19 protein-coding genes are annotated in these 19,659 nt (G+C 70.8%); 8 read left to right on the top strand and 11 right to left on the bottom strand.

Annotated elements, in window-relative coordinates; translation table 11 throughout:
- Positions 1-118: 118 nt before the first annotated feature.
- A complete protein-coding gene (locus BM109_RS23555) occupies positions 119-805 on the top strand; it encodes a sigma-70 family RNA polymerase sigma factor (protein WP_093347970.1) in 687 nt (228 codons plus the stop codon).
- The gene (locus BM109_RS41665) at positions 802-2,226 is read left to right on the top strand and encodes a hypothetical protein (RefSeq protein ID WP_093347967.1); all 1,425 of its coding nucleotides are present in this window, start codon (positions 802-804) and stop codon (positions 2,224-2,226) included. The genes BM109_RS23555 and BM109_RS41665 overlap by 4 nt, the downstream gene beginning before the upstream one ends.
- A 51-nt stretch (positions 2,227-2,277) precedes the next feature.
- Here the strand turns inward: BM109_RS41665 and BM109_RS23545 are convergent, their stop codons facing one another.
- A complete protein-coding gene (locus tag BM109_RS23545; protein ID WP_093347965.1) occupies positions 2,278-3,057 on the bottom strand; it encodes an enoyl-CoA hydratase in 780 nt (259 codons plus the stop codon).
- Positions 3,058-3,214: 157 nt separating this feature from the next.
- Here BM109_RS23545 and BM109_RS23540 point away from each other — a divergent pair, with 157 nt between their 5' ends.
- Positions 3,215-3,826: a DUF2325 domain-containing protein gene (locus BM109_RS23540; RefSeq protein WP_093348381.1), complete on the top strand. Its 612-nt coding sequence runs from the start codon at positions 3,215-3,217 to the stop codon at positions 3,824-3,826.
- A 60-nt stretch (positions 3,827-3,886) separates the two neighbouring features.
- Here the strand turns inward: BM109_RS23540 and BM109_RS23535 are convergent, their stop codons facing one another.
- Genes BM109_RS23535 through BM109_RS23525 form a run of 3 tightly spaced genes read right to left on the bottom strand, consistent with a single transcriptional unit; the run spans position 3,887 to position 7,676 of the window.
- Positions 3,887-5,761, bottom strand: coding sequence for a M61 family metallopeptidase (locus tag BM109_RS23535; protein ID WP_093347962.1), 1,875 nt, complete (start codon positions 5,759-5,761; stop codon positions 3,887-3,889).
- Entirely contained in the window at positions 5,761-6,495 is a 735-nt protein-coding gene (locus tag BM109_RS23530; RefSeq protein WP_093347960.1) for a DsbC family protein, read from the bottom strand. Before BM109_RS23530 ends, BM109_RS23535 begins: the two co-directional genes overlap by 1 nt.
- A 35-nt stretch (positions 6,496-6,530) precedes the next feature.
- Positions 6,531-7,676 carry an FAD-dependent monooxygenase gene (locus tag BM109_RS23525; RefSeq protein ID WP_093347957.1) on the bottom strand — a complete coding sequence of 382 codons (1,146 nt, stop codon included), beginning with the start codon at positions 7,674-7,676 and terminating at the stop codon, positions 6,531-6,533.
- A 105-nt stretch (positions 7,677-7,781) separates the two neighbouring features.
- On the opposite strand from BM109_RS23525, the gene BM109_RS23520 reads away from it, so the two are divergent.
- The gene (locus BM109_RS23520; RefSeq protein ID WP_093347955.1) at positions 7,782-8,669 is read left to right on the top strand and encodes an MOSC domain-containing protein; all 888 of its coding nucleotides are present in this window, start codon (positions 7,782-7,784) and stop codon (positions 8,667-8,669) included.
- Positions 8,670-8,676: 7 nt separating this feature from the next.
- Here the strand turns inward: BM109_RS23520 and rbsD are convergent, their stop codons facing one another.
- The 6 genes from rbsD to BM109_RS23490 are packed head-to-tail and all read right to left on the bottom strand — an operon-like array spanning position 8,677 to position 14,759.
- A complete protein-coding gene (rbsD, locus tag BM109_RS23515; RefSeq protein ID WP_093347953.1) occupies positions 8,677-9,075 on the bottom strand; it encodes a D-ribose pyranase in 399 nt (132 codons plus the stop codon).
- Positions 9,072-10,031 carry a ribokinase gene (rbsK, locus tag BM109_RS23510; RefSeq protein WP_256222737.1) on the bottom strand — a complete coding sequence of 320 codons (960 nt, stop codon included), beginning with the start codon at positions 10,029-10,031 and terminating at the stop codon, positions 9,072-9,074. The genes rbsD and rbsK overlap by 4 nt, the downstream gene beginning before the upstream one ends.
- Complete coding sequence (locus tag BM109_RS23505; protein ID WP_093347947.1) at positions 10,028-11,113, bottom strand: LacI family DNA-binding transcriptional regulator; 1,086 nt, start codon at positions 11,111-11,113, stop codon at positions 10,028-10,030. The genes rbsK and BM109_RS23505 overlap by 4 nt, the downstream gene beginning before the upstream one ends.
- 49 nt (positions 11,114-11,162) lie before the next feature.
- On the bottom strand, positions 11,163-12,155 hold the full coding sequence (locus BM109_RS23500; protein WP_093347945.1) for an ABC transporter permease: 993 nt from the start codon (positions 12,153-12,155) through the stop codon (positions 11,163-11,165).
- A gap of 20 nt (positions 12,156-12,175) precedes the next feature.
- Positions 12,176-13,744, bottom strand: a complete 1,569-nt coding sequence (locus BM109_RS23495) for a sugar ABC transporter ATP-binding protein (RefSeq protein ID WP_093348378.1) — start codon at positions 13,742-13,744, stop codon at positions 12,176-12,178.
- A 58-nt stretch (positions 13,745-13,802) separates the two neighbouring features.
- The gene (locus tag BM109_RS23490) at positions 13,803-14,759 is read right to left on the bottom strand and encodes a sugar ABC transporter substrate-binding protein (protein ID WP_093347942.1); all 957 of its coding nucleotides are present in this window, start codon (positions 14,757-14,759) and stop codon (positions 13,803-13,805) included.
- A 209-nt stretch (positions 14,760-14,968) separates the two neighbouring features.
- Here BM109_RS23490 and ychF point away from each other — a divergent pair, with 209 nt between their 5' ends.
- The 3 genes from ychF (at position 14,969) to BM109_RS23475 (ending at position 17,811) form a co-directional block, all read left to right on the top strand.
- A complete protein-coding gene (gene ychF / locus BM109_RS23485; protein WP_093347939.1) occupies positions 14,969-16,060 on the top strand; it encodes a redox-regulated ATPase YchF in 1,092 nt (363 codons plus the stop codon).
- A 396-nt stretch (positions 16,061-16,456) separates the two neighbouring features.
- Positions 16,457-17,365, top strand: a complete 909-nt coding sequence (locus BM109_RS41660) for a DUF4019 domain-containing protein (protein ID WP_256222736.1) — start codon at positions 16,457-16,459, stop codon at positions 17,363-17,365.
- Between the two features lie 26 nt (positions 17,366-17,391).
- The gene (locus BM109_RS23475) at positions 17,392-17,811 is read left to right on the top strand and encodes a hypothetical protein (RefSeq protein WP_093347937.1); all 420 of its coding nucleotides are present in this window, start codon (positions 17,392-17,394) and stop codon (positions 17,809-17,811) included.
- A 21-nt stretch (positions 17,812-17,832) separates the two neighbouring features.
- Here BM109_RS23475 and BM109_RS23470 read toward each other — a convergent pair whose 3' ends face one another.
- A complete protein-coding gene (locus tag BM109_RS23470) occupies positions 17,833-18,855 on the bottom strand; it encodes a trypsin-like peptidase domain-containing protein (RefSeq protein ID WP_256222735.1) in 1,023 nt (340 codons plus the stop codon).
- Between the two features lie 123 nt (positions 18,856-18,978).
- Between BM109_RS23470 and BM109_RS23465 the strand changes: the two genes are divergently transcribed.
- Positions 18,979-19,653, top strand: a complete 675-nt coding sequence (locus tag BM109_RS23465) for a glutathione S-transferase family protein (RefSeq protein ID WP_093347934.1) — start codon at positions 18,979-18,981, stop codon at positions 19,651-19,653.
- Positions 19,654-19,659 lie beyond the last annotated feature (6 nt).

The following is a 19,659-nucleotide window of genomic DNA, read 5'->3' as shown; positions in this document are numbered from 1 at the left end:
CGGTGCAGGCTGTTACGGCCCACCGCCGCCAACGGGGTTAAGCCGATGCGTCTTTTTTTGCGCCGCGCCAACCCCGACCGGCGCCGTCCCGCGTACCAGCTGAGGTGAGAATCCACCGATGTCCGCGCTGCCCCGCGCCCGTTCCGCCACTGCCAGCCAGGCCGCGCCCGAAGCGACCGGCCGCGACGCCATGCCCGACGATCAGCTGATGCTGGCCTACGCGCGCGGCGACGCCGCCGCCTTCGACGTGCTCTATGCGCGCCACGAGGGCGGGCTGTTCCGCTTCGTGCGGCGGCTGCTGGGCGCGCGGCTGGCGTCGCAGGCCGACGAGGTGTTCCAGGACACCTGGGTGCGGATCATCACGGCGCGCGAGAGTTTCTCGCCGCAGGGCGCGGCCTGGCGCACCTGGGCCTTCACGATCGCGCACAACCTCGCGATGGACCGGCTGCGCGTGAGCGGGCGCGAAGTGGCGCTCGACGGCCATGCGGGCGAGGACGACGAGGCCATTCCGGCGCTCGAGCGCGGCGTGCACGGCGCCTCCGACGACGTCGCGACCCATCCCTCGGCCGAGGAACTCGCGTTCTGGCGCGCCGCGGGCCGTCGCCTGCTGGCCTGCCTCGACGAGCTGCCCACCGAGCAGCGCGCGGCCTTCCTGCTGCACCACGAGGACGGCCTGACAGTGGAAGCGCTGGCGGCCAGCCTGCAGATCGGTTTCGAGACCGTGCGCAGCCGGCTGCGCTATGGGCTGCAGAAGCTGCGCGGCTGCATGGAACGCTACCTCGCGGTGCTGGAGGGCGCGCGATGAGCGCCGGGTTCGACGACGACGACCTGCGCGACGCGCGCCTGCGCCGCGCGCTCGAGCATGCGCCCGACAACGAGGCGCTGCCCGAGGCACGCACGCGCGAGGCGATCCGCAAGATGGCGCACAACCTCGCGGCCGCCACGCCGCCGGCCGCCGCCAACGTGCCGGCCGCGCAGCCGTGGTGGCGGCGCCTGTTCGGCGGCGGCGAAGCGCGCGCCCGCATGCCGTGGAACGCGGCCTTCGCGACCCTGTTGGTGGTCGGTTTCGTCACCGTGCTGTGGCGGCAGGAGCCGGTGCCCGATGCGCGGCTCGATGGCGAGGCACGCGTGGGGGGCGCGGTGGCGGAAGCGCCGCCGGCACCGCGCGAGGCGCCCGCGGTGGTGCCCGAGGCGCGGCCCGAAGCTGCCGCGCCCGTTGCGCCCGTTGCGCCCGTTGCGCCCGCTGCGCCCGCTGCGCCCGCTGCGCCTTCTGGTGCGGCGGCCGAGGCGGCCGGCAATGCCGACACGGTGCGTCGACCGTCCGCGCCCGCCGCGGCTGCGCAACGCGCGCCGGCACCGCAGGCCGAGCGGCGGCAGGCCCCGGCCGAGCCGGTTGCCAAGTCGCGCGAGTCGGCCTCGCTGGAGCGGGCCGCGCCGGTGCCCGCGACGCCGCCACCGGCCGTGGCCGTCGCGCCGCCACCGCCCGAAGTCGCTGCAGCACCCGTGGCGCCAGCGCCTCCGCCTCCAGCAGCCGTCGCCGCGCCGCCCGCAGCCGTGGCACCACCACCGCCTTCGGCGCCCGCGCCCGTGATCGCCGCTGCACCACCCGCACCAGGCGCAGCGCCGCCCGTCGCCGATGCCGCACCCGGCGCCGCGCCGCTGGCGGCCGAACAGTCGTACAAGAAGAGCGAAAGCGAACGGGCCTCGGTCCGCGGTGCCGGCTCCGCCCTGCAGTCCGTCCCGCCGGCACCCTCGTACGCACCGCCGCAGCCATCGGCCGCCGCGCCGGCCGCGCAGCTCTCGCAGGCCGAGTCCGCCGCGCTCCCGGCGCCCTCGCGCGCCCGGCTGGCCGGCGCCGCGGCGCCCGCCGTCGAGCGCGCGCCGTCCTTCGCCGCGCTCGATCGCTGGACCGCCTGGTCGGCCGCGGGCGACACGGCGCCGCGCCATGGCCGTGCCGACATCGAAGCCTTCCCCGCATTGCTGGGCGCGGTGGCGCGCTCGGCCATCCAGCCCGATGCGGCGCTGGCCGCGCCGGTCGAAGCGCGCATCGCGCTCTACCGCGGCCGCACCGTGGTCGCCGTGCTCGAGATCGCGGGCGAGCAGGTGCGCTGGTCGCCGCAGCCCGGTGCTTCGGCCTTCATCGGCGCGCCGCCCGCGCAGGCGCTGGCCTCGCTGCGCGCCGCGCTCGAGCGCGCACGCGCAACGCCTTCGACGCCGCAGCGCTGAAGGCATCAAGTTCCAGGGCAAAAAAAAGCGGGCCGTCCGGCCCGCCCGCCATCAGGCGTTCTTGAAGTCCGGCTGGCGCTTGGTCAGGAAGGCGTCCATGCCTTCCTTCTGGTCCTGCGTCGCGAACAGCGCATGGAACAGCCGGCGCTCGAACATCACGCCGTCGCTCAGGCCGCTCTCGAAGGCGCGGTTGACCGACTCCTTGGCCGCGATCACCGAGATCTGCGAGAAGCCGCAGATCACCAGCGCGGCACCCAGTGCTTCGTCGGCGAGCTTCTCGAACGACACCACGCGGCTCACGAGGCCTGCGCGCTCGGCTTCGGCGGCGTCCATCATGCGGGCGGTCAGCACCATGTCCATGGCCTTGCTCTTGCCCACCGCGCGCGGCAGGCGCTGCGTGCCGCCGGCGCCGGGGATCACGCCGATCTTGATCTCGGGCTGGCCGAACTTGGCGTTGTCGGCCGCGATGATGAAGTCGCACATCATCGCGAGCTCGCAGCCGCCGCCTAGCGCGAAGCCGGCCACGGCGCCGATCACCGGCTTGCGGATCGAGCGGATGGTCTCCCAGTTGCGCGTGATGTAGTCGCCCCGGTAGGTGTCGATGAAGCTGTACTTGGCCATCGCCGCGATGTCGGCGCCGGCCGCGAAGGCGCGCTCGCTGCCGGTGAGGATGATGCAGCCGATGGCGTCGTCGGCGTCGAACGCCTTCAGGGCCTGGCCCAGCTCGGTCATCAGCGCGTCGTTGAGCGCATTGAGCGCCTTCGGTCGGTTGAGGGTGATGATGCCGACCTTGCCAGCTTCGGTCCGCACTTCGATGTTCTCGTAGCTCATGGTGTCTCCGGGGAAGGGAAGAAAAACGCGCTTCACTATACCCACGGTGCCGTGCGCCACCGTGGCACGGGGCTGCTGGCCGGTGCCTTCGCCCTTCCCGCTGCATGGCTTTGTTGAGAATTGTTCTCAACTAGAATCCGCGGCCATGGAGTTCCCGATGCAAGAACATGCCGTGTTGCTGCGGGCCTATGCCCGCGTGCAGGAGCGCTGCTCGCAGCTGCTGGCCGAGCAGGCCGCGCTGGTGGAGCGGCTGGAGGCGCAGATCGTGCGCCTGCGTGGCGCGCTGGTGGCGCGCGATTCGGCGATGGCGATGGTGCGCGAGGAGCTGGCCGCGCGCGCGGCCGTCGGCGCGGCGCTGCCCAAGCGGCTGCATGCGCTGCTCGCGCCGGGCACCGCGCGCCGCCTGGCCGTGCCGGTGCCCGCGCCGGTGCCCGCCGACCTGCGCGAGAAGGCCGTGCTCTGCGTGGGCGGCGACGAGCGCACGCCCTCGCTCGCGCGCCAATTGGTCGAGATCGCGGGCGGCCGCTTCCTGCACTTCGAAGGCGCGGACGGCACCGACGATCCCGCGTTCGAGGCCAGCCTGCGCGCGGCCGACCTCGTCATCTGCCAGACCGGTTGCCTGAGCCACGACGCCTACTGGCGCGTGCAGGACCATTGCCGCCGCACCGGCAAGCCCTGCGTGATGGTGGGCGAGCCGCAGCCGATTCATTTCGTGCGGCGCGAGACGGCCGAGGAGGCCGCGGCCGAACGGGCCTTGCCCGCGGGCTGAAGCACCAAAAGAAAAACGGGCCGCTGACGGCCCGTTGTTCATGCTGCGTAGCTCGCCGGCCTAAGCCTTCGTCGCCGCGATCGCCACCGGCGCCAGCCACTTCGAGACCCGGCCCGTGTCCTGCGCCAGCAGGCGCCAGGTCGTGACGCCCGTGGGCAGCACCAGCGGCAGCTTCACCAGCTTGCGGTCGCGCGCGACCAGCGCGGTGCAGCGCTTGCCCGCGCCGAGGTAGAGCGCGAGATCGTCGAGCCGGCCGATGCGCCAGCCCTGCGCGCTCTTGCGTCCCGCGGCCGGCAGCTCGATGCCGATCCATTCGTCGCCGGCTGCGAAGCCGGCCTTCTCGGCCGCGCCGCCGCGCAGCACCACCTTGACCTGCACGCTGCCGCCGCTCTCCGCCACGCGCAGGCCCAGCGTCTGCGCGGGCTGCGAGGGATCGTCGAGCGTGGCCACGCCGTGCAGGCGCAGCAGCTCGGACAGCGGCAGCTCGGCGGTAGCATGCACCCAGGCCGCGAGCTCGGCCGCGTACGAGCGGCCGCCGGCGGCCTCGAGCGCGGCCGCGATATCGGCCTCGCTCACCGGCCCGCCGCCGCTCGCATTCCACAGGTGGCGCATCGCGTCGTCGAGCGTGCCGCGGCCTTCGGCGCGCAGCTTGAGGTCGAGGCACAGCGCGACCAGCGCGCCCTTGGTGTAGTAGCTGACCGTGCCGTTGGGCGTCTGCTCGTCCTGCCGGTAGTACTTGACCCAGGCGTCGAAGCTCGCATCGGCCACCGACTGCACCTGGCGGCCCGGCGTCTGCTGCACCTGGTTGATGGTCTTGTTGACCAGCCGCAGGTAGGCCGCGTCGTCGATCAGCTCGGCGCGGCGCAGCAGCAGGTCGTCGTAGTAGCTGGTGAAGCCCTCGAAGAACCACAGCAGCCGCGTGTAGTTCTCGCGGCCGTAGTCGTAGCGCGCGAACTCGGCCGGCCGCAGCCGCTTCACGTTCCAGGTGTGGAAGTACTCGTGGCTGATCAGGCCCAGCAGCGTGACGTAGCCGTCTGCGGACTTCTTCATGCCGAGCTGCGGCAGGTCGCGCCGGTTGCAGATCAGCGCCGTCGAATGGCGGTGCTCGAGGCCACCGTAGCCGTCGTCGACCGCGTTGAGCATGAACACATAGCGGTCGATCGGCGGCTTCGGACCGCCGCGCTTGCCGACCTTGTCGCCGTGCCAGAAGCGCATCTCGGCTTCGCAGATGGCCTTCGTGTCGGCCAGCAGCCGATCGCCGTCGAACGAGGCCGCGGCACCCGCGACCACGAAGCGGTGCGGCACGCCGCCGGCCTCGAACTCGCCGCTCCAGAAGGCGCCGAGCTCGACCGGGCTGTCGGCCAGTTCGTCGTAGTCGGCCGCGAGGTAGCGGCCGAAGCCATGGCGGTCGGTCTTCAGCGGCGGCAGCGCGGTGGCGCAGGACCAGGGCGCGGCGCCCTCGGGCAGCGCCGAGGCGGCGGGCGCGACGATCTCGATCGCATGCGGCGCATCGGTCTGGCCTTCGACCCGCAGGCACAGGCTGGTGCCGTTGAAGAAGCCGCGCTCGGCGTCGAGCCAGGCGGTGCGCACCGAGTTGTCGTAGGCGCAGACCTTGTAGCGCAGCACCAGCGGCTGGCCGGCCGTGCATTCGACGCGCCAGCTGCACTTGTCGAGCTGCGTCAGCACCGGTGCCTTGCGCCGGCCCTGCGAGGCCTGCAGCCCCTGCAGGTTCTTGGCGAACTCGCGCACGAGGTAGCTGCCCGGGATCCACACCGGCAGCGTCAGCTGCTGCTCGGCCGCGGGGCGGTCGATGGTGAGCGTGACCTCGAACAGGCGCGCATGCAGGTCGGCGCATTCCACGCGGAAGTGCACGCCGGGCGCGGCCACGGCCGCGGGCGCCGCGGCCGCGCGCCGCGAGGGGGACTTCGTCGCCATCAGCTGGCGGAGGCGGCGAGTTGCTTCTCGACCTGCTCGGCGGGCACGGCGCCCGGGGTGCGGGTGCCGTTGCTGTAGATCAGGGTGGGCGTGCCGGTGATGTTGTAGCGGCGGCCGAACTCGACGTTGCGCTGCAGCGCGGTCACGTCGCAGCTGCCGGGCGCGGTGGCCGGGCGCGTGCCCGCTTCCATCCAGTCGCTCCAGGCCTTGCCCTTGTCCTTGCTGCACCAGATGTCGCGCGACTTGACGGTCGAATCGGGTCCCAGCACCGGGTAGAGGAACAGGTAGACGGTGACGTTGTCGACCGACTTCATGTCCTTCTCGAAGCGCTTGCAGTAGCCGCAGTTCGGGTCCTCGAAGACCGCGAGCTTGCGCTTGCCGTTGCCGCGCACGATCTTGATCGCGTCCTTCACGGGCAGCTTGTCGAAGGCCACCTCCGACAGCTTCGCCACGCGTTCCTCGGTGAGGTTGCGGCGCGCGTTCACGTCGATCATGTTGCCCTCGAGCAGGTAGTTGCCCTGCTCGTCGGTGTAGTAGATCTGCGCGCCGTTGACGCGCACCTCGTAGAGGCCGGGCATCGGCGACTTGCTGACTTCGTCGATGGTCGGGAACTGCGGGATGCGTTCCTTGAGGTTCTTGCGGATCTCGGCTTCGCCGGCATGGGCGCCGAAGGCCGCGAAGAGCGCGAGCGACGCGAAGGCGGCGGGAAGCAGGTGGCGTGCGAGTGTCTTCATGGGTTCGAGGGAGTCGTGTTTCGGTTCGTCCGGGATCAGGTCTTCAGGCCCATGGCCTGCCGCGTGACCCAGTGCTTGACCAGGCGCGTGCGGTCGAAACCGCGCATGCCCCAGTTGCGCAGCGCGGGCAGCGGACCCAGGCTGTGGGAGAAGAGTTGCTGCAGCCCGTCGGTGGCGAGGCTCATCTGCAGCACCTCGGTGCGGCGCGCGCGTTCGTAGCGGCGCAGCAGGCGCGGGTCGCCCACGCTGCGCCAGTAGTCGCGCTCCTTGACGACGGCGGCCAGCGCGGCCGCGTCGGCCAGGCCGAGGTTCAGGCCCTGGCCCGCGAGCGGATGCACGGTGTGGGCCGCGTCGCCGGCCAAGGCCCAGGTGCGCGGCGCCTGGCCGGCGGTCTGCTCGGTGGCGGGCAGGGTGCCGGTCCAGCGGTCGGCGATGGCGCGCGAGAGCGGCCAGGCGGCGCGCTCGCTCACCAGCCGCAGCGCGCCGAAGGCCTGGTGGCTGGCCTCGGTCACGGCGGCATTGAATTCCTCGGCCGATTGCGCGAGCAGCGCCGGCGCGCGCAGCTGGTCGACCGACCACACCAGCGCCAGCCGGCGGCCGTGCACGCCGTCGAGCGGCAGCAGCGCGAACACCTCGCCCTTGTCGTTGAACCACTGGCGCGCCGTGCCGTCGTGCGATTGCTCGGCCTCGAGCCGCGCCGCGATCGCATGCTGCGGATAGCGCGTGACCGCGTAGCTCACGCCGAGCGCTTCGCGCGTGGCGCTGGCCTTGCCTTCGCAGACCACGGTGAGCGGCGCGGCGACCGGTTCGCTCACCACCTCGATCTGGGGCTGGAAGCGCACCGCGTCGACCAGCTGCTTCTCGAGCGCCGGCACGTCGACGATCCAGGCCAGCGCCTCGACCTTCTGGCGCGCGGCGCTGAACTGCACGCGGCCGCCCTCGTCGCCATCGACCACCATCTCGCGCACCGGCGTGGCGCTGATGCCTTCGGGCCAGGCGCGCAGCGAGGCCAGCAGTTCGCGCGAGGCGGCATTGAGCGCATAGGCGCGGACGTCTTCCCGCTCGGCGGCGGCGGGCGGCGCCACCAGCGCCACGCGCACGCGTTCGCGCGCGAGCAGCAGGGCCAGCGTGCGGCCGACGATGCCGGCGCCGCGGATACAGACTTCGGGGGGGAGGGCCATCGCGGCATTGTAGGAGGACGCTCTTGTGGCCGACCCCGTGGGGAAACCGGCCATTGGGGGTATGCCGGGAGCGAGGACAATCGAGCCCCCATCCGAGGAGCCCCCGTGACAGATTTCGATCTCCAGGCCACCATCGCGCGCCTGTTCGTGTACCCCGTCAAGTCGTGCGCCGGCGTCGAGCTGCCCGAAGCGCTGCTGACCGAGACCGGCCTCGAGTTCGACCGGGCCTGGATGGTGGTCGACGCACAGGGCGAGTTCGTCACGCAGCGGCAGCTGCCGCGCATGGCGCTGATCAAGCCGCAGATGAAGCACACCGAGGTGGTGCTGCGCGCGCCCGGCATGCTGGCGCTGCACCTGGCCTTCGACCGGGTCGAGCAGCCGATGCGGGTGCGGGTCTGGAAGGACGAGGTCGATGCCTACGACATGGGCGACATCGCGGCCCAGTGGTTCAGCGACTTCCTCTCCGAGCCCGGCAAGCCGCAGAAGCTGCGCCTGGTGCGCTTCGATCCCGAGGTCAAGCGGCTGTCGAGCCTCAAGTGGACCGGCGGCATCGAGGCGCAGACCCAGTTCGCCGACGGCTTCGCGCTGCTGGTGGCCAGCGAGGGCTCGCTGGCCGAGCTCAACGAGCGGCTGGCGCGCGACGGCCATGGCCCGGTGGGCATCGAGCGCTTCCGGCCCAACATCGTGCTGGCCGGCATCGAGTCGCACGACGAGGACCGCGTCGAGATGCTGCACGTGGCCAGCGGAGCCGACGGGTCGGAGGACGGCGCGCAGCTGCAGCCGGTCAAGCCCTGCACCCGCTGCCCCATTCCCGACATCGACCCGGCCACCGCGCTCAGCAGCCCCGAGGTCAACGACACGCTGCGCACCTACCGCGCCGATCCGCGCGTCGACGGCGGCATCACCTTCGGCATGAACTGCATCGTGATCCAGGGCATCGAGCAGATGCTCAAGGTCGGGCAGCCGGTGGGGGCGAACTACAAGTTCGAGTGAACAGGCCCTAGAAGGTCACGCCCGCGCACAGGATGATGTTCGCGTAGGGCGTGCATTCGCCCGTGCGCACCACCGCCCTGGCACGCGCGCTCAGGCGTTTCAGTTCCTCGTGCGACACCGTCTCGGGCACGACCGCGAGCTGACCCGCGCACCATTCGGGCAGTTCGCCCGTGGCGCGGCCCTCGACCGCCTCGCGCGCGAGCAGCGCGCGCTCGACCTGCAGTTCGCTCAGCACCGCCTTCAGCACCTCGGCCACGCGCGGCACGCCGGGCGTGAGCGCGAGGTCGATGCGGCGCGGGCCGTCGGGAATCGGCAGGCCGGCATCGCCGATCACGAGCATGTCGCCATGGCCCATGGTGGCGATGACCTGGGACAGTTCGGAGTGCAGCAGGGCGGTACGTTTCACAGCGGAATCCAGTCGGGAGGCAGGGGGCTGCGCAGCACGGCCTCGCGCTGCGGGATGGAAGGCTGGGCGCCGGGCTGCTGGATGCACAGCGCGGCGGCGCGGATGCCCAGGCGCACGGCCTTGTCGAAGGACTGGCCCTCGCCCAGTGCGGTGGCGAGCGCGCCGAGGAAGGTGTCGCCGGCGGCCGTGGTGTCGACCGCCTGCACCACCAGCGCCGGATGGTGGCGCGCGCCGTCGGCATCGACCGCCACCGCGCCGCGCGCGCCGAGCGTGACCACCACGCGCGCGATGCCACGCGCGCGCAGCGCCTGCCCGGCGGCCGCGGCCTCCTGCGGGCTGTCGGCGCCCAGGCCGCTGAGCGTGCGCGCCTCGATCTCGTTGACCACCAGCGTATCGATCTTCGGCCACAGGGGCTCGGCGATGGCCTGCACCGGCGAGGGATTGAGCAGCACCTTGCAGCCGGCCTCGTGCGCGAGGGCGATCGCGCGCTCGACCTGCGCCATCGGGGTCTCGAACTGGGTCACGAGGAAGGCCGCGCCCTCGAGCCGGGTGCGCAGGTCCGCCGCGTCGAGGTCGACGCGGGCATTGGCGCCCGCGATCATCACGATGCGGTTCTGGCCGCTGTCCTCGACCATGATCAGCGCGGTGCCGGTCGGTTCGGCGGCATCGGTGCGCAGCGCCTCGGTGTCGATGCCGTCGCGTTCGAGCGCCTGGCGCAGCGCGCGGCCGTGGTCGTCGTCGCCCACGCAGCCGATCATCCGCACCTGCGCGCCCTCGCGCGCGCAGCTCACGGCCTGGTTGGCGCCCTTGCCGCCGGGAATGGTGGCGAAGGAGCGGCCCAGCAGGGTCTCGCCCGCGGCGGGTGCATGCGGCACGCGCAGCACCAGGTCCATGTTGAGGCTGCCGAGCACCACGATGCGCGGTGCCGCGGGGCGGGAGGAAGACGTCGGGCTCACGGGGTGCGGGACTTTCGGGTGTCGGCGGAAGAAGGGGCGCAGACGGGTGCGGCCGCGGGCGCTCCGGAATAGCGCGCGGTCGAGGCGCGCACGTGCAGCTCGGGCTGCAGCACCACCTTGCGCGCATCGCGGCGGCGGCCGCCCACGCGCTCGAGCAGCATGTCGACCGCCAGCGCGCCGATGCGCTCCTTGGGCTGGGCGACGGTGGTGAGCGCGGGACTGGTGTAGGCCGAGAGTTCGATGTCGTCGAAGCCGACGATCGAGAGCTCGTCGGGCACCCGCACGCCGCTCTCGTGCGCAGCGCGCAGCGCGCCGATCGCCATCAGGTCGTTGCAGACGAAGACGGCCGAGGGAATGTCGTTGGTGCCGGCGCGCAGGATGGCGTGCATCGCCTCGTAGCCGCCCTGGCTGGTGAAGCCGCCGCGCCACAGCAGTGCGTCGGCGTCGGCCGCGCCCGTGCTGTTGCCGCTCTCGGCCAGCGCCATGCGCCAGCCCGCGATGCGCTGCTCGCTCGGCGACACGCCCTGCGGCCCGCCGATGCAGGCGATGCGGCGATGGCCCAGCGACAGCAGGTGGCGCACCGCGAGCAGGCCGCCCTGCATGTGGGCGGTCTCGACCAGGTCGCAGTGCGGGTCGGCGATCTCGCGGTCGAGCAGCACGGTCGGCACCTTGAGGCCGTTGAGCTGCCTGGCCAGCGAGTCGTCGTCGCCGGTCGACACCACGATCAGCCCGTCGATGCGGCGCTCGGCCAGCACCTGCAGGTACACGCTCTGGCGGTGCGGCTCGTCGTCGGTGTTGCACAGGATCAGCGTGTAGCCGGCGCCGAAGCAGCGGTCCTCGATGATGCGCACGATCTCGGCGAAGTAGGGGTTCGAGCTGTTCGGGATCAGCATCCCGAGCGTCGAGGTGGTGTTGCTCTTGAGGCTGCGCGCCATCGCGTTGGGCACGTAGCCGAGTTCGCGGATCGCGAGCTCGACGCGCTCGCGGCCCTTGGCGCTCACGTGGCGCGTGTCGTTGACCACGTGCGAGACGGTGGTGACCGACACGCCCGCGCGCAGTGCGACGTCCTTGATGGTGGCCATGGCCTGGGTGTTCCTGTTGCGGGGTGCTGCTTCGTGGGGAGGGGGAGCGTCAGGCCAGCCGGCGGTCGGCGCGGCGCTGGCGCAGGGTGTCGATGATCACCGCAACCACGATCACCGCGCCGGTGATGATGCGCTTGCTCGGTTCGCTGGCGCCGACCTGCGCCAGGCCGGCCTCGAGCACCGCGATGATCAGCACGCCGAAGAAGGTGTTGACCACCGAGCCGCGCCCGCCCATCAGGCTGGTGCCGCCGATCACCACCGCGGCGATCACCTGCAGCTCGATGCCCACGCCCGAGTTCGGGTCGGCTGCCTCGAGGCGCGCCGACTGCATCAGCCCCGCCAGGCCGGCCAGCAGGCCCGTGACCGCGAACACCACGATGCGGATCGGCCGCGGGTCGATGCCCGCGAGGCGCATCGCTTCCTCGTTGGTGCCGATGCCCACCACGTAGCGGCCGAACACCGTGCGCGACAGCACCAGCTGGCCCACGATCACCAGCACCACCGCGAGCACGAAGGCCGCCGAGATGCCGCCGATCCACGGCGCCGCCAGGCCCGAGATGGCATCGCCCACGTACTGGGTGCGCGAGTCGGTCACCAGGTAGGCACCGCCGCGCACAGCCTCGAGCATGCCGAGCGAGACGATGAAGCTCGGCAGCCGCCAGGCCACCGACACGGCACCGGTGATCGCGCCGCAGATCAGGCCCGTGGCCAGGCCCAGCAGCGCGGCCAGCGGCACCGGCAGGTGCCATTGCAGGATGGCGGCGGCGGCCACCGCCGCGCTGAGCGCCAGCACCGAGCCCACCGAGAGGTCGATGCCCGCGATGATCAGCACGAAGGTCATGCCCACGGCCATCACGGCCAGCGCGGGGATCTCGTTGGCGATGGTGACGAAGGTCTCCACCGTGAGGAAGTATTCGCTGAGGCTGCCGAACAGCGCGATCATGCCGAGCAACACCACGGCCAGGCCGATGTAGGTGCCGAGCTGGCCCTTGAGGGAGCCGGCGCCGGAGGCGGGGGGAGCGGAAGCGGTGGTGGTCGTCATGGGGCGAAGGAGGATGAGGCTCAGGCGGCGGCCGCGAGAGCGTGAGCGGTGGGGGCTGCGGAGGTGGCGCGGCCGGTGTCGCCGAAGGCCGCGGCCAGGATCGACTGCTGGTCCCAGGCGCCGCGCTCGAACACCGCCACCAGGCGGCCGGCGTGCATCACGCCGATGCGGTCGCACATGGCCATGAGTTCGCGCAGGTCGCTCGACACCATCAAGAGCGCCTTGCCGGCCTCGGCCATGCGGTCGAGCTCGGCATAGAGGTCGGCGCGCGCGCCCACGTCGACGCCGCGCGTCGGCTCGTCGAGCAGCAGCACCTTGCATTCGCGGTGCAGCCAGCGCGCGAACACCACCTTCTGCTGGTTGCCGCCGCTGAGCGTGGCTACGCTCTGCTCCTCGCTGCGCGAGCGGATGCGCAGCGTCTGCACCAGCCGGCGCGCGATGCCGCGCTCGGCGGCCGCGCGCAGCCAGCCCAGGCGCGAGACCGCGCCGAGGTCGCTGAGCGTGGCGTTGACGCGGATCGACTGCGTCATCAGCAGGCCCTGCGACTTGCGGTCCTCGGTGACCAGGCCGATGCCGGCGCGGATCGCCTGCATCGGCGAGCGCCAGCGGCCCGCGGCCGGTTGTTGCGCGCCGGGCCAGTGGAGTTCGATCGTGCCGCGCTCGGCCTTGTCGGCGCCGAACAGCAGCCGCACGAGCTCGGTGCGACCCGAGCCCACGAGCCCGGCGATGCCCATCACCTCGCCCGCGCGCAATTGCAGGTCGACGTCGCGCACCGCGCTGCCGCGGCCGATGCCGTGCGCGCTCAGCATCGGCGCGCCGGCCACGCGGCGCGGGCGGCCATCGTGCTCGTGCACCGCGCGGCCGACCATGCGCTCGACCAGCTCGGATTCGCGCACGCCGGCCATCGGCCGCACGTCGACCAGGCGGCCGTCGCGCAGCACCGCCACGCGGTCGGCGATGCGCTGCAGCTCCTCGAGCCGGTGCGAGACGTAGACGATGCCCACGCCGCGCGCCTTCAGCAGCGCGATCTGCTCGAACAGGTGCTCGGTCTCGCGCGGCGTCAGCATCGCGGTCGGCTCGTCGAGGATCAGCACGCGGGTGTCGTCGAGCAGGTTGCGCGCGATCTCCACCATCTGCTGCTGGCCGATGCCCAGGCGCGAGACCGGCACGGCCGGATCGATGCGCGAGAGGCCGATCTTGGCCAACTGCAGCCGCGCGGCCGCGTGCAGCTCGGCGCGCTGCAGCCAGCCCATGCGCTGCGGCAGCCGGTCGAGCAGCAGGTTCTCGGCCACCGTGAGCGTGGGCACCAGCCCGAGTTCCTGCATCACCATGCGCACGCCGTGCGCCTCGGCGTCGCGGCGCGAGCCCGGCTGGAACGGCGCACCGCCCAGCAGCATCGTGCCGCGCGTCGGCGTGACCAGGCCGCAGACGATCTTGGAGAGGGTGCTCTTGCCGGCACCGTTCTCTCCGGTCAGCGCGAGCACTTCGCCGGCCTCCAGGGTGAGGCTCACGCCGTCGAGCACCGGCGCGGCGTAGTCCTTGCCGATGTCGTGGAGCGCGAAGAGCGGCGTGGCGGAAGTTGCGGACATGGGCGCCGGCAAGGGTGGTCTCTCGAGGTGTGTGACAGCGGTGAAGGAGGCGCGGTGCTTACTTCTTCGAGTCCTTGGTCACCAGCACCACGTCGGTCTTGATCTCGGCCGGCATGTCGGCCTGGCTCTTCTTGTCGGCGATCGCCTTCAGCGCGGTCTCGATGCCGAACACCGCCTGCTTGTCGGCGAACTGGTCGGCCGTGGCGAGCACGCGGCCGTCGGCCAGCATCGGCTTGATGGCGCCGATGTTGTCGTAGCCCACCACCTGCACCTTGCCGGCCTTGCCCGCGGCCTTCACCGCCGCCACCGCGCCCAGCGCCATGCTGTCGTTGCCGGCCAGCAGCGCCTTGAGGTCGGGGTTCTCGCGCATCATGCCGGCGGCCACCGTGTTGCCCTTGTCGATTTCCCACTGGCCCGACTGCACGCCCGCGACGTTGATGCCGGCGGCCTTCATCGCGTCCTGGTAGCCGAGGGTGCGCTGCTGCGCATTGAAGGTGGTCGACACGCCTTCGATGATCCCGACCTTGTCGCCCGACTTCAGGCTCTTGGCCAGGTAGTCGCCCACCAGCTTGGCGCCGGCGCGGTTGTCGGGGCCGACGAAGGGCACCTGGATGTTCTTCTCCTTCAGCGCGGCCGCGTCAAGGCGGTTGTCGATGTTGACCACCAGGATGCCCTTGTCGATGGCGGCCTTGACCACCGGCACCAGCGCCTTCGAATCGGCTGGCGCGATCACCAGCGCGTTGACCTTCTGCGCCACCATCTGCTCGACCATCTTGATCTGCGCGGCGGTGTCGGTCTCGTCCTTGATGCCGTTGGTCACCAGCGTGTACTTGCCCGAATTCGCCTTCTGGTGCGCCTTGGCCCCGTCTTCCATGGTGCGGAAGAACTCGTTGGCCAGCGACTTCATCACCAACGCGACCTTGGGCTTGTCCTGCGCGAGCGCCGGCATGGCGGCGAAGGTGCCCAGCAGGGCGAGAGCGGCGGCGGTCTGCACGGTGCGGCGGGTGAACTTCATGGTGCGTGTCTCCTGAGGTGTGTTGGAACGAACGATGACCGATCTGGCGGCCCGGCGCTGATGGTAATGGACGAAAACGTTTGCGCAAACGTTTGCTTATCGGGTTTTCATCGGGTTTTACCCTGACCCGCCGGCCCTGTTTAGCGGCCTGCCCGAACCGCCGGGCGAGGCGCCTCGCCTAAAATCGCCGGTTCACCTGAGGACCCCCCATGAGCTTGAAGTGCGGCATCGTCGGCCTGCCCAACGTCGGTAAATCCACCCTTTTCAATGCGCTGACCAAGGCCGGCATCGCAGCGGAAAACTATCCCTTCTGCACCATCGAGCCCAACGTGGGCATCGTCGAGGTGCCCGATCCGCGGCTCGCCCAGCTCGCCGACATCGTCAAGCCCGAGCGCGTGGTGCCCGCCATCGTCGAGTTCGTGGACATCGCGGGCCTGGTGGCCGGCGCCAGCACCGGCGAAGGCCTGGGCAACAAGTTCCTGGCCCACATCCGCGAAACCGACGCCACGGTGAACGTGGTGCGCTGCTTCGACGACGACAACGTGATCCACGTGGCCGGCAAGGTCGACCCGATCTCCGACATCGAGGTGATCCAGACCGAGCTGTGCCTGGCCGACCTGTCGACGGTCGAGAAGGCACTGCAGCGCCACACCAAGGTGGCCCGCTCGGGCGACAAGGACGCGCAGAAGCTGGTCGGCCTGCTCGAACGCTGCCAGGCCGCGCTCAACGAGAACAAGCCCGTGCGCGCGCTCGAGTTCACCAAGGAAGAGCTGCCGCTGGTCAAGAGCTTCACGCTGATCACCGCCAAGCCCGCGATGTTCGTGGGCAACGTGGCGGAAGACGGCTTCGAGAACAACCCCTACCTCGACCGCCTGCGCGAGTACGCCGCCAGGCAGAACGCGCCCGTGGTGGCGATCTGCGCCAAGATCGAGGCCGACCTGTCCGAGATGGACGACGAGGACAAGAAGATGTTCCTGGCCGAGATCGGCCAGGACGAGCCGGGCCTCAACCGCCTGATCCGCGCCGCCTTCAAGCTGCTGGGCCTGCAGACCTACTTCACCGCCGGCGTGAAGGAAGTGCGCGCCTGGACCATCCACGTCGGCGACACCGGCCCGCAGGCGGCCGGCGTGATCCACACCGATTTCGAGAAGGGCTACATCCGCGCCCAGACCATCGGCTTCGACGACTACATCGCCCTGAAGGGCGAGCAGGGCGCGAAGGACGCGGGGAAGATGCGTTCGGAAGGCAAGGAATACGTCGTCAAGGATGGCGACGTGATGAACTTCCTGTTCAGCTCCTGAACCTTTCGCGCCCTGCGCGATGAAAGCGCCGTGATCCGCAGCGTGACGGGTCCGGCGCCGTCTCCACCTCCCCCGCTTCACGCTTGCCAGCGGCGCAGCCTTCTGTTCGCGCTCGCGCATCCGGCCCATTCCTGTTCATTTCAAAGCCGGTTCGACTGGAGAGCGTGATTTGCTTCTCGGAAATTCGGATGTCTCCGAATTGAGTGGCAATTGATGAAATCCTGCGTGTGTATTATCCCGGGAGTTTTTGGGTTCCTGCGAGGTAAATTCTCTTTGGAATCCGACAAATTCTGATTGAAATCCAAGCCAAATCATTCCATTGATTTGAGTCGGGCTCGATTCGGAATTCTCGAGGGATGCTCAAACATCCAGGAATAAAAAAGGGGAGGGAATTCAATGAACGGGATATTCACGCGCCTGCTTGCCGCCTGCCTCATGGCCGCGGGCCTGCAGATCGCCGCCGCGGCGCCACCGGTGTCGGATGCGGCGTCCGACGAGTTGCTGCGCGCCGCGACCGACATCCTTCGCAAGGCCGACGCCGACCAGGTGAGCGAGCTCTGGGATTCGGGCTCGAGCGTGCTGAAGAGCCGCATGGGCAAGACCGCCTTCGTGCGGGCCACGCGAAAGGCGCGGCTGTCGATGGGGCCCGTCACGGATCGCGAGTGGTCGAGCGTGACGCGCCTCAAATACCAGGCCGACAACGAGCCCGGTTTTCCCGCGGGCCTCTATGCCAATGTCGTGTTCTCCACCCAATTGGACAGCGGCAGGAAAGCCTCCGAAAGAATCAGCTTCGCGCGGGAGAACAACCGCTGGATCTTCACGGGCTATGCGATAGCGCGGGAGGCACCGGATACCGCCGCGACGCAGGACACGTCGGCGGCGCCCGCCAAGCCTGCAACCCAGCCCGCAACCCAGCCCGCAACTCAGCCCGCAACTCAGCCGGCGGCGCCTGCGGCGCGCCCTGCCGGCGCCGCCGAGGTCGAGACCGCGGTGCGCGCCTGGGCCCAGGCCTGGTCGGCCCGGGACATGGATCGCTACCTGGCGGCCTATGCGCCGGACTTCACGCCGGCCCGCGGCCAGAGCCGCTTCCGGTGGGAAGAAGAGCGCCGTGCCCGCATCACGAGCAAGTCGAGCATCGGCGTCACGCTCGAGGACCTGGTGATCGTCATCGATGGCGAGACCGCAAGCGCCCGGTTCCGGCAGAACTACCGCGCGGACACCCTGAGGGAAGTGAGCCGCAAGACGCTGGAGTTGCAGCGCTCGGGCGGCCAGTGGCTGATCCGCAGGGAAAGCAGCGGCGGCTGAGCTCGCCGCGAACGGCCATGGCCTCGATGTCGAACGACGAACTCTTCGCCCAGGCCGTGTTCGCCTCGACCCAGGCGGGCGAGAAGCTCATGCGCAGGGACGGGGCGCTTCCTCCACTGGGTCTCGCGTTCCTGCGCGAGGGCGCCGATGTCCTGCTGGTCAATCCGCAGGAAGAAGACCGGGCGAAGAACCTCGATGGCGAGCGGCTCCAGGAGCGGGTGCACGAGCGTCTTCGCGCCATCGTCGGGCAGCGCGACGATGTGGTCGCCGTGTCGACCGTCCTGTACCAGCGGGGACGAGGACGGATCTATGTCCAGGTCGAGCTGCCCGAAGCGGTGATGCAGCCGCTGGTCTTCGCCGTGGCGCGGGTCAATGGCGTGTGGACCGTCTCGGACAGCTGGGAGTCGTTCCACCGCCTGATCGCGGCCCCCCTCTTCGCGCGCTGAGCTGAGTCGAGGGAGGGCGGTTCAGCGCGCCGCCTGCTGCTTGCCCCACACCACCGTGTTGTCCACCGCGTAGGCCGCGCACACCACCTTGCGCTGCGTGCAGCCCTTGAGATGCTCGGTCAGCGCGGCCGAGCTGGTGGCGGTGCCGAAGCGGCTGTCGCTGGTGATCAGGAAGGCGCGCGGCCGCGCCTGCAGCAGGAACTGGCGGTAGGCGACGCGGATCTGCTGCGGATCGGCGCCGACCACCGGCAGCGCGGCTTCGTCGGCGATGTCGGCATGGCCCGAGGGCGTGGGCTCGCCGTTCGACTGCAGCACCACGCCCACGGTCTTGAGCAGCTCGCGCCAGGTCTCGCGCTCGGCCATCACGCGCTGCGGCAGTTCCATCACCCATTGCGCCGGATAGGCGAAGCCCAGGTTCGAGCCGCCGGGCGAGATGCGGTCGGTGACGCCGATCAGCCGGCCGTCGGTATCGAAGAGGCCGCCGCCGCTCGAGCCCGAGGACACGGGCGCCGAGGTCTGGACGATCGGCAACTGCCCCGGCGCGCGCGGCCTCAGCGCCGAGATCAGGCCCTCGCTGAGCGTGCGCTCGAGGCCGTGCGGGCTGCCGATGGCGAACACGCGCTGGCCCACGCGCAGGCTGTCGGCCGGCGCAATCTCGACGGCGTGCAACTGCAACGGTGTCTCGGTCATCAGCACGCAGAGGTCGCGCGTCGCATCGGGGTCGCGCAGGATGCTGCCGATCTTGATCGTGGTCTGTCCCTGCATGACGGTCACGGCCGCGGCGCCGTCGACCACGTGGCAGGCGGTGGCCAGCGCGGTGGGCGTGACCGCCACGGCGCTGCCCACGGTCACCTGGTTGTCGCCGCGGTCGCCCTTGACGGTCCAGACCGCGGGCGAGGCGTGCTGGTAGAGGGCCTCGGGATCGAGCGCGGCCTGCGCGGGACGGTGGGCCACTGCGGCCGCCGTGAAGAACAGCGCGAACATCGCGCCGCGCCAGCCCCCGTGCATGCGGCGCGGCGGGGTCGGCGTGGTGGTCGGTGTCATGCGGCCAGTGTAGGAAGCGGCTTCGCCCGCGCCTGTAGGCGACCGCGCTGACAGGGCTGCGCTTTGCCGCGCGTCACGCTAGACTGCCGCGCCCCGTCGCCCTCGCTTCATTCCAACCTCGCCATGCTCACCGTCCACCATCTCAACAACTCGCGCTCGCAGCGCGTGCTCTGGCTGCTCGAAGAACTGGGCCTGCCCTACGAGATCGTCCACTACCAGCGCGATCCGAACACCATGTTGGCGCCCGCTTCGCTGCGCGCGGTGCATCCGCTGGGCAAGTCGCCGGTGGTGACCACCGACGATGGACTGGTGCTCGCGGAATCGGGCGCGATCATCGAGACCGTGATCGAGCGCTACGGCCAGGGCCGCCTCGCGCCCGCGCCGCTCACGCCCGAGGCGCTGCGCTACCGCTACTGGCTGCACTTCGCCGAGGGCACGGCGATGTCGCCGCTGCTGCTCAAGCTGGTGTTCGACCGCATCGAGAGCAGCAAGATGCCCTTCTTCGCCAAGCCGGTGGCCAAGGCCATCGCCGCCAAGGCCAAGTCGGCGTTCATCCTGCCGAACATCGCGAGCCACCTCAACTACATGGAAGCCGAACTCGGCAAGAGCGAATGGTTCGCGGGCGATGCGTTCAGCGGTGCCGACATCCAGATGAGCTTCGTGGTCGAGGCCGCGCATGCGCGCGGCGGGCTCGATGCGAAACGCCCGAAGCTCATGGACTGGCTCGCGCGCATCCATGCGCGTCCCGCCTACCAGCAGGCCCTCGAGCGCGGTGGCCCGTACGAGCTGCTGAACTGAGTCCCT

This window comes from Variovorax sp. PDC80 (assembly GCF_900115375.1).
In the GTDB taxonomy this organism is placed as follows: domain Bacteria; phylum Pseudomonadota; class Gammaproteobacteria; order Burkholderiales; family Burkholderiaceae_C; genus Variovorax.
Note: the sequence above shows the minus strand (reverse complement) of the source record. Positions and strands in the feature narration are given on the sequence as shown.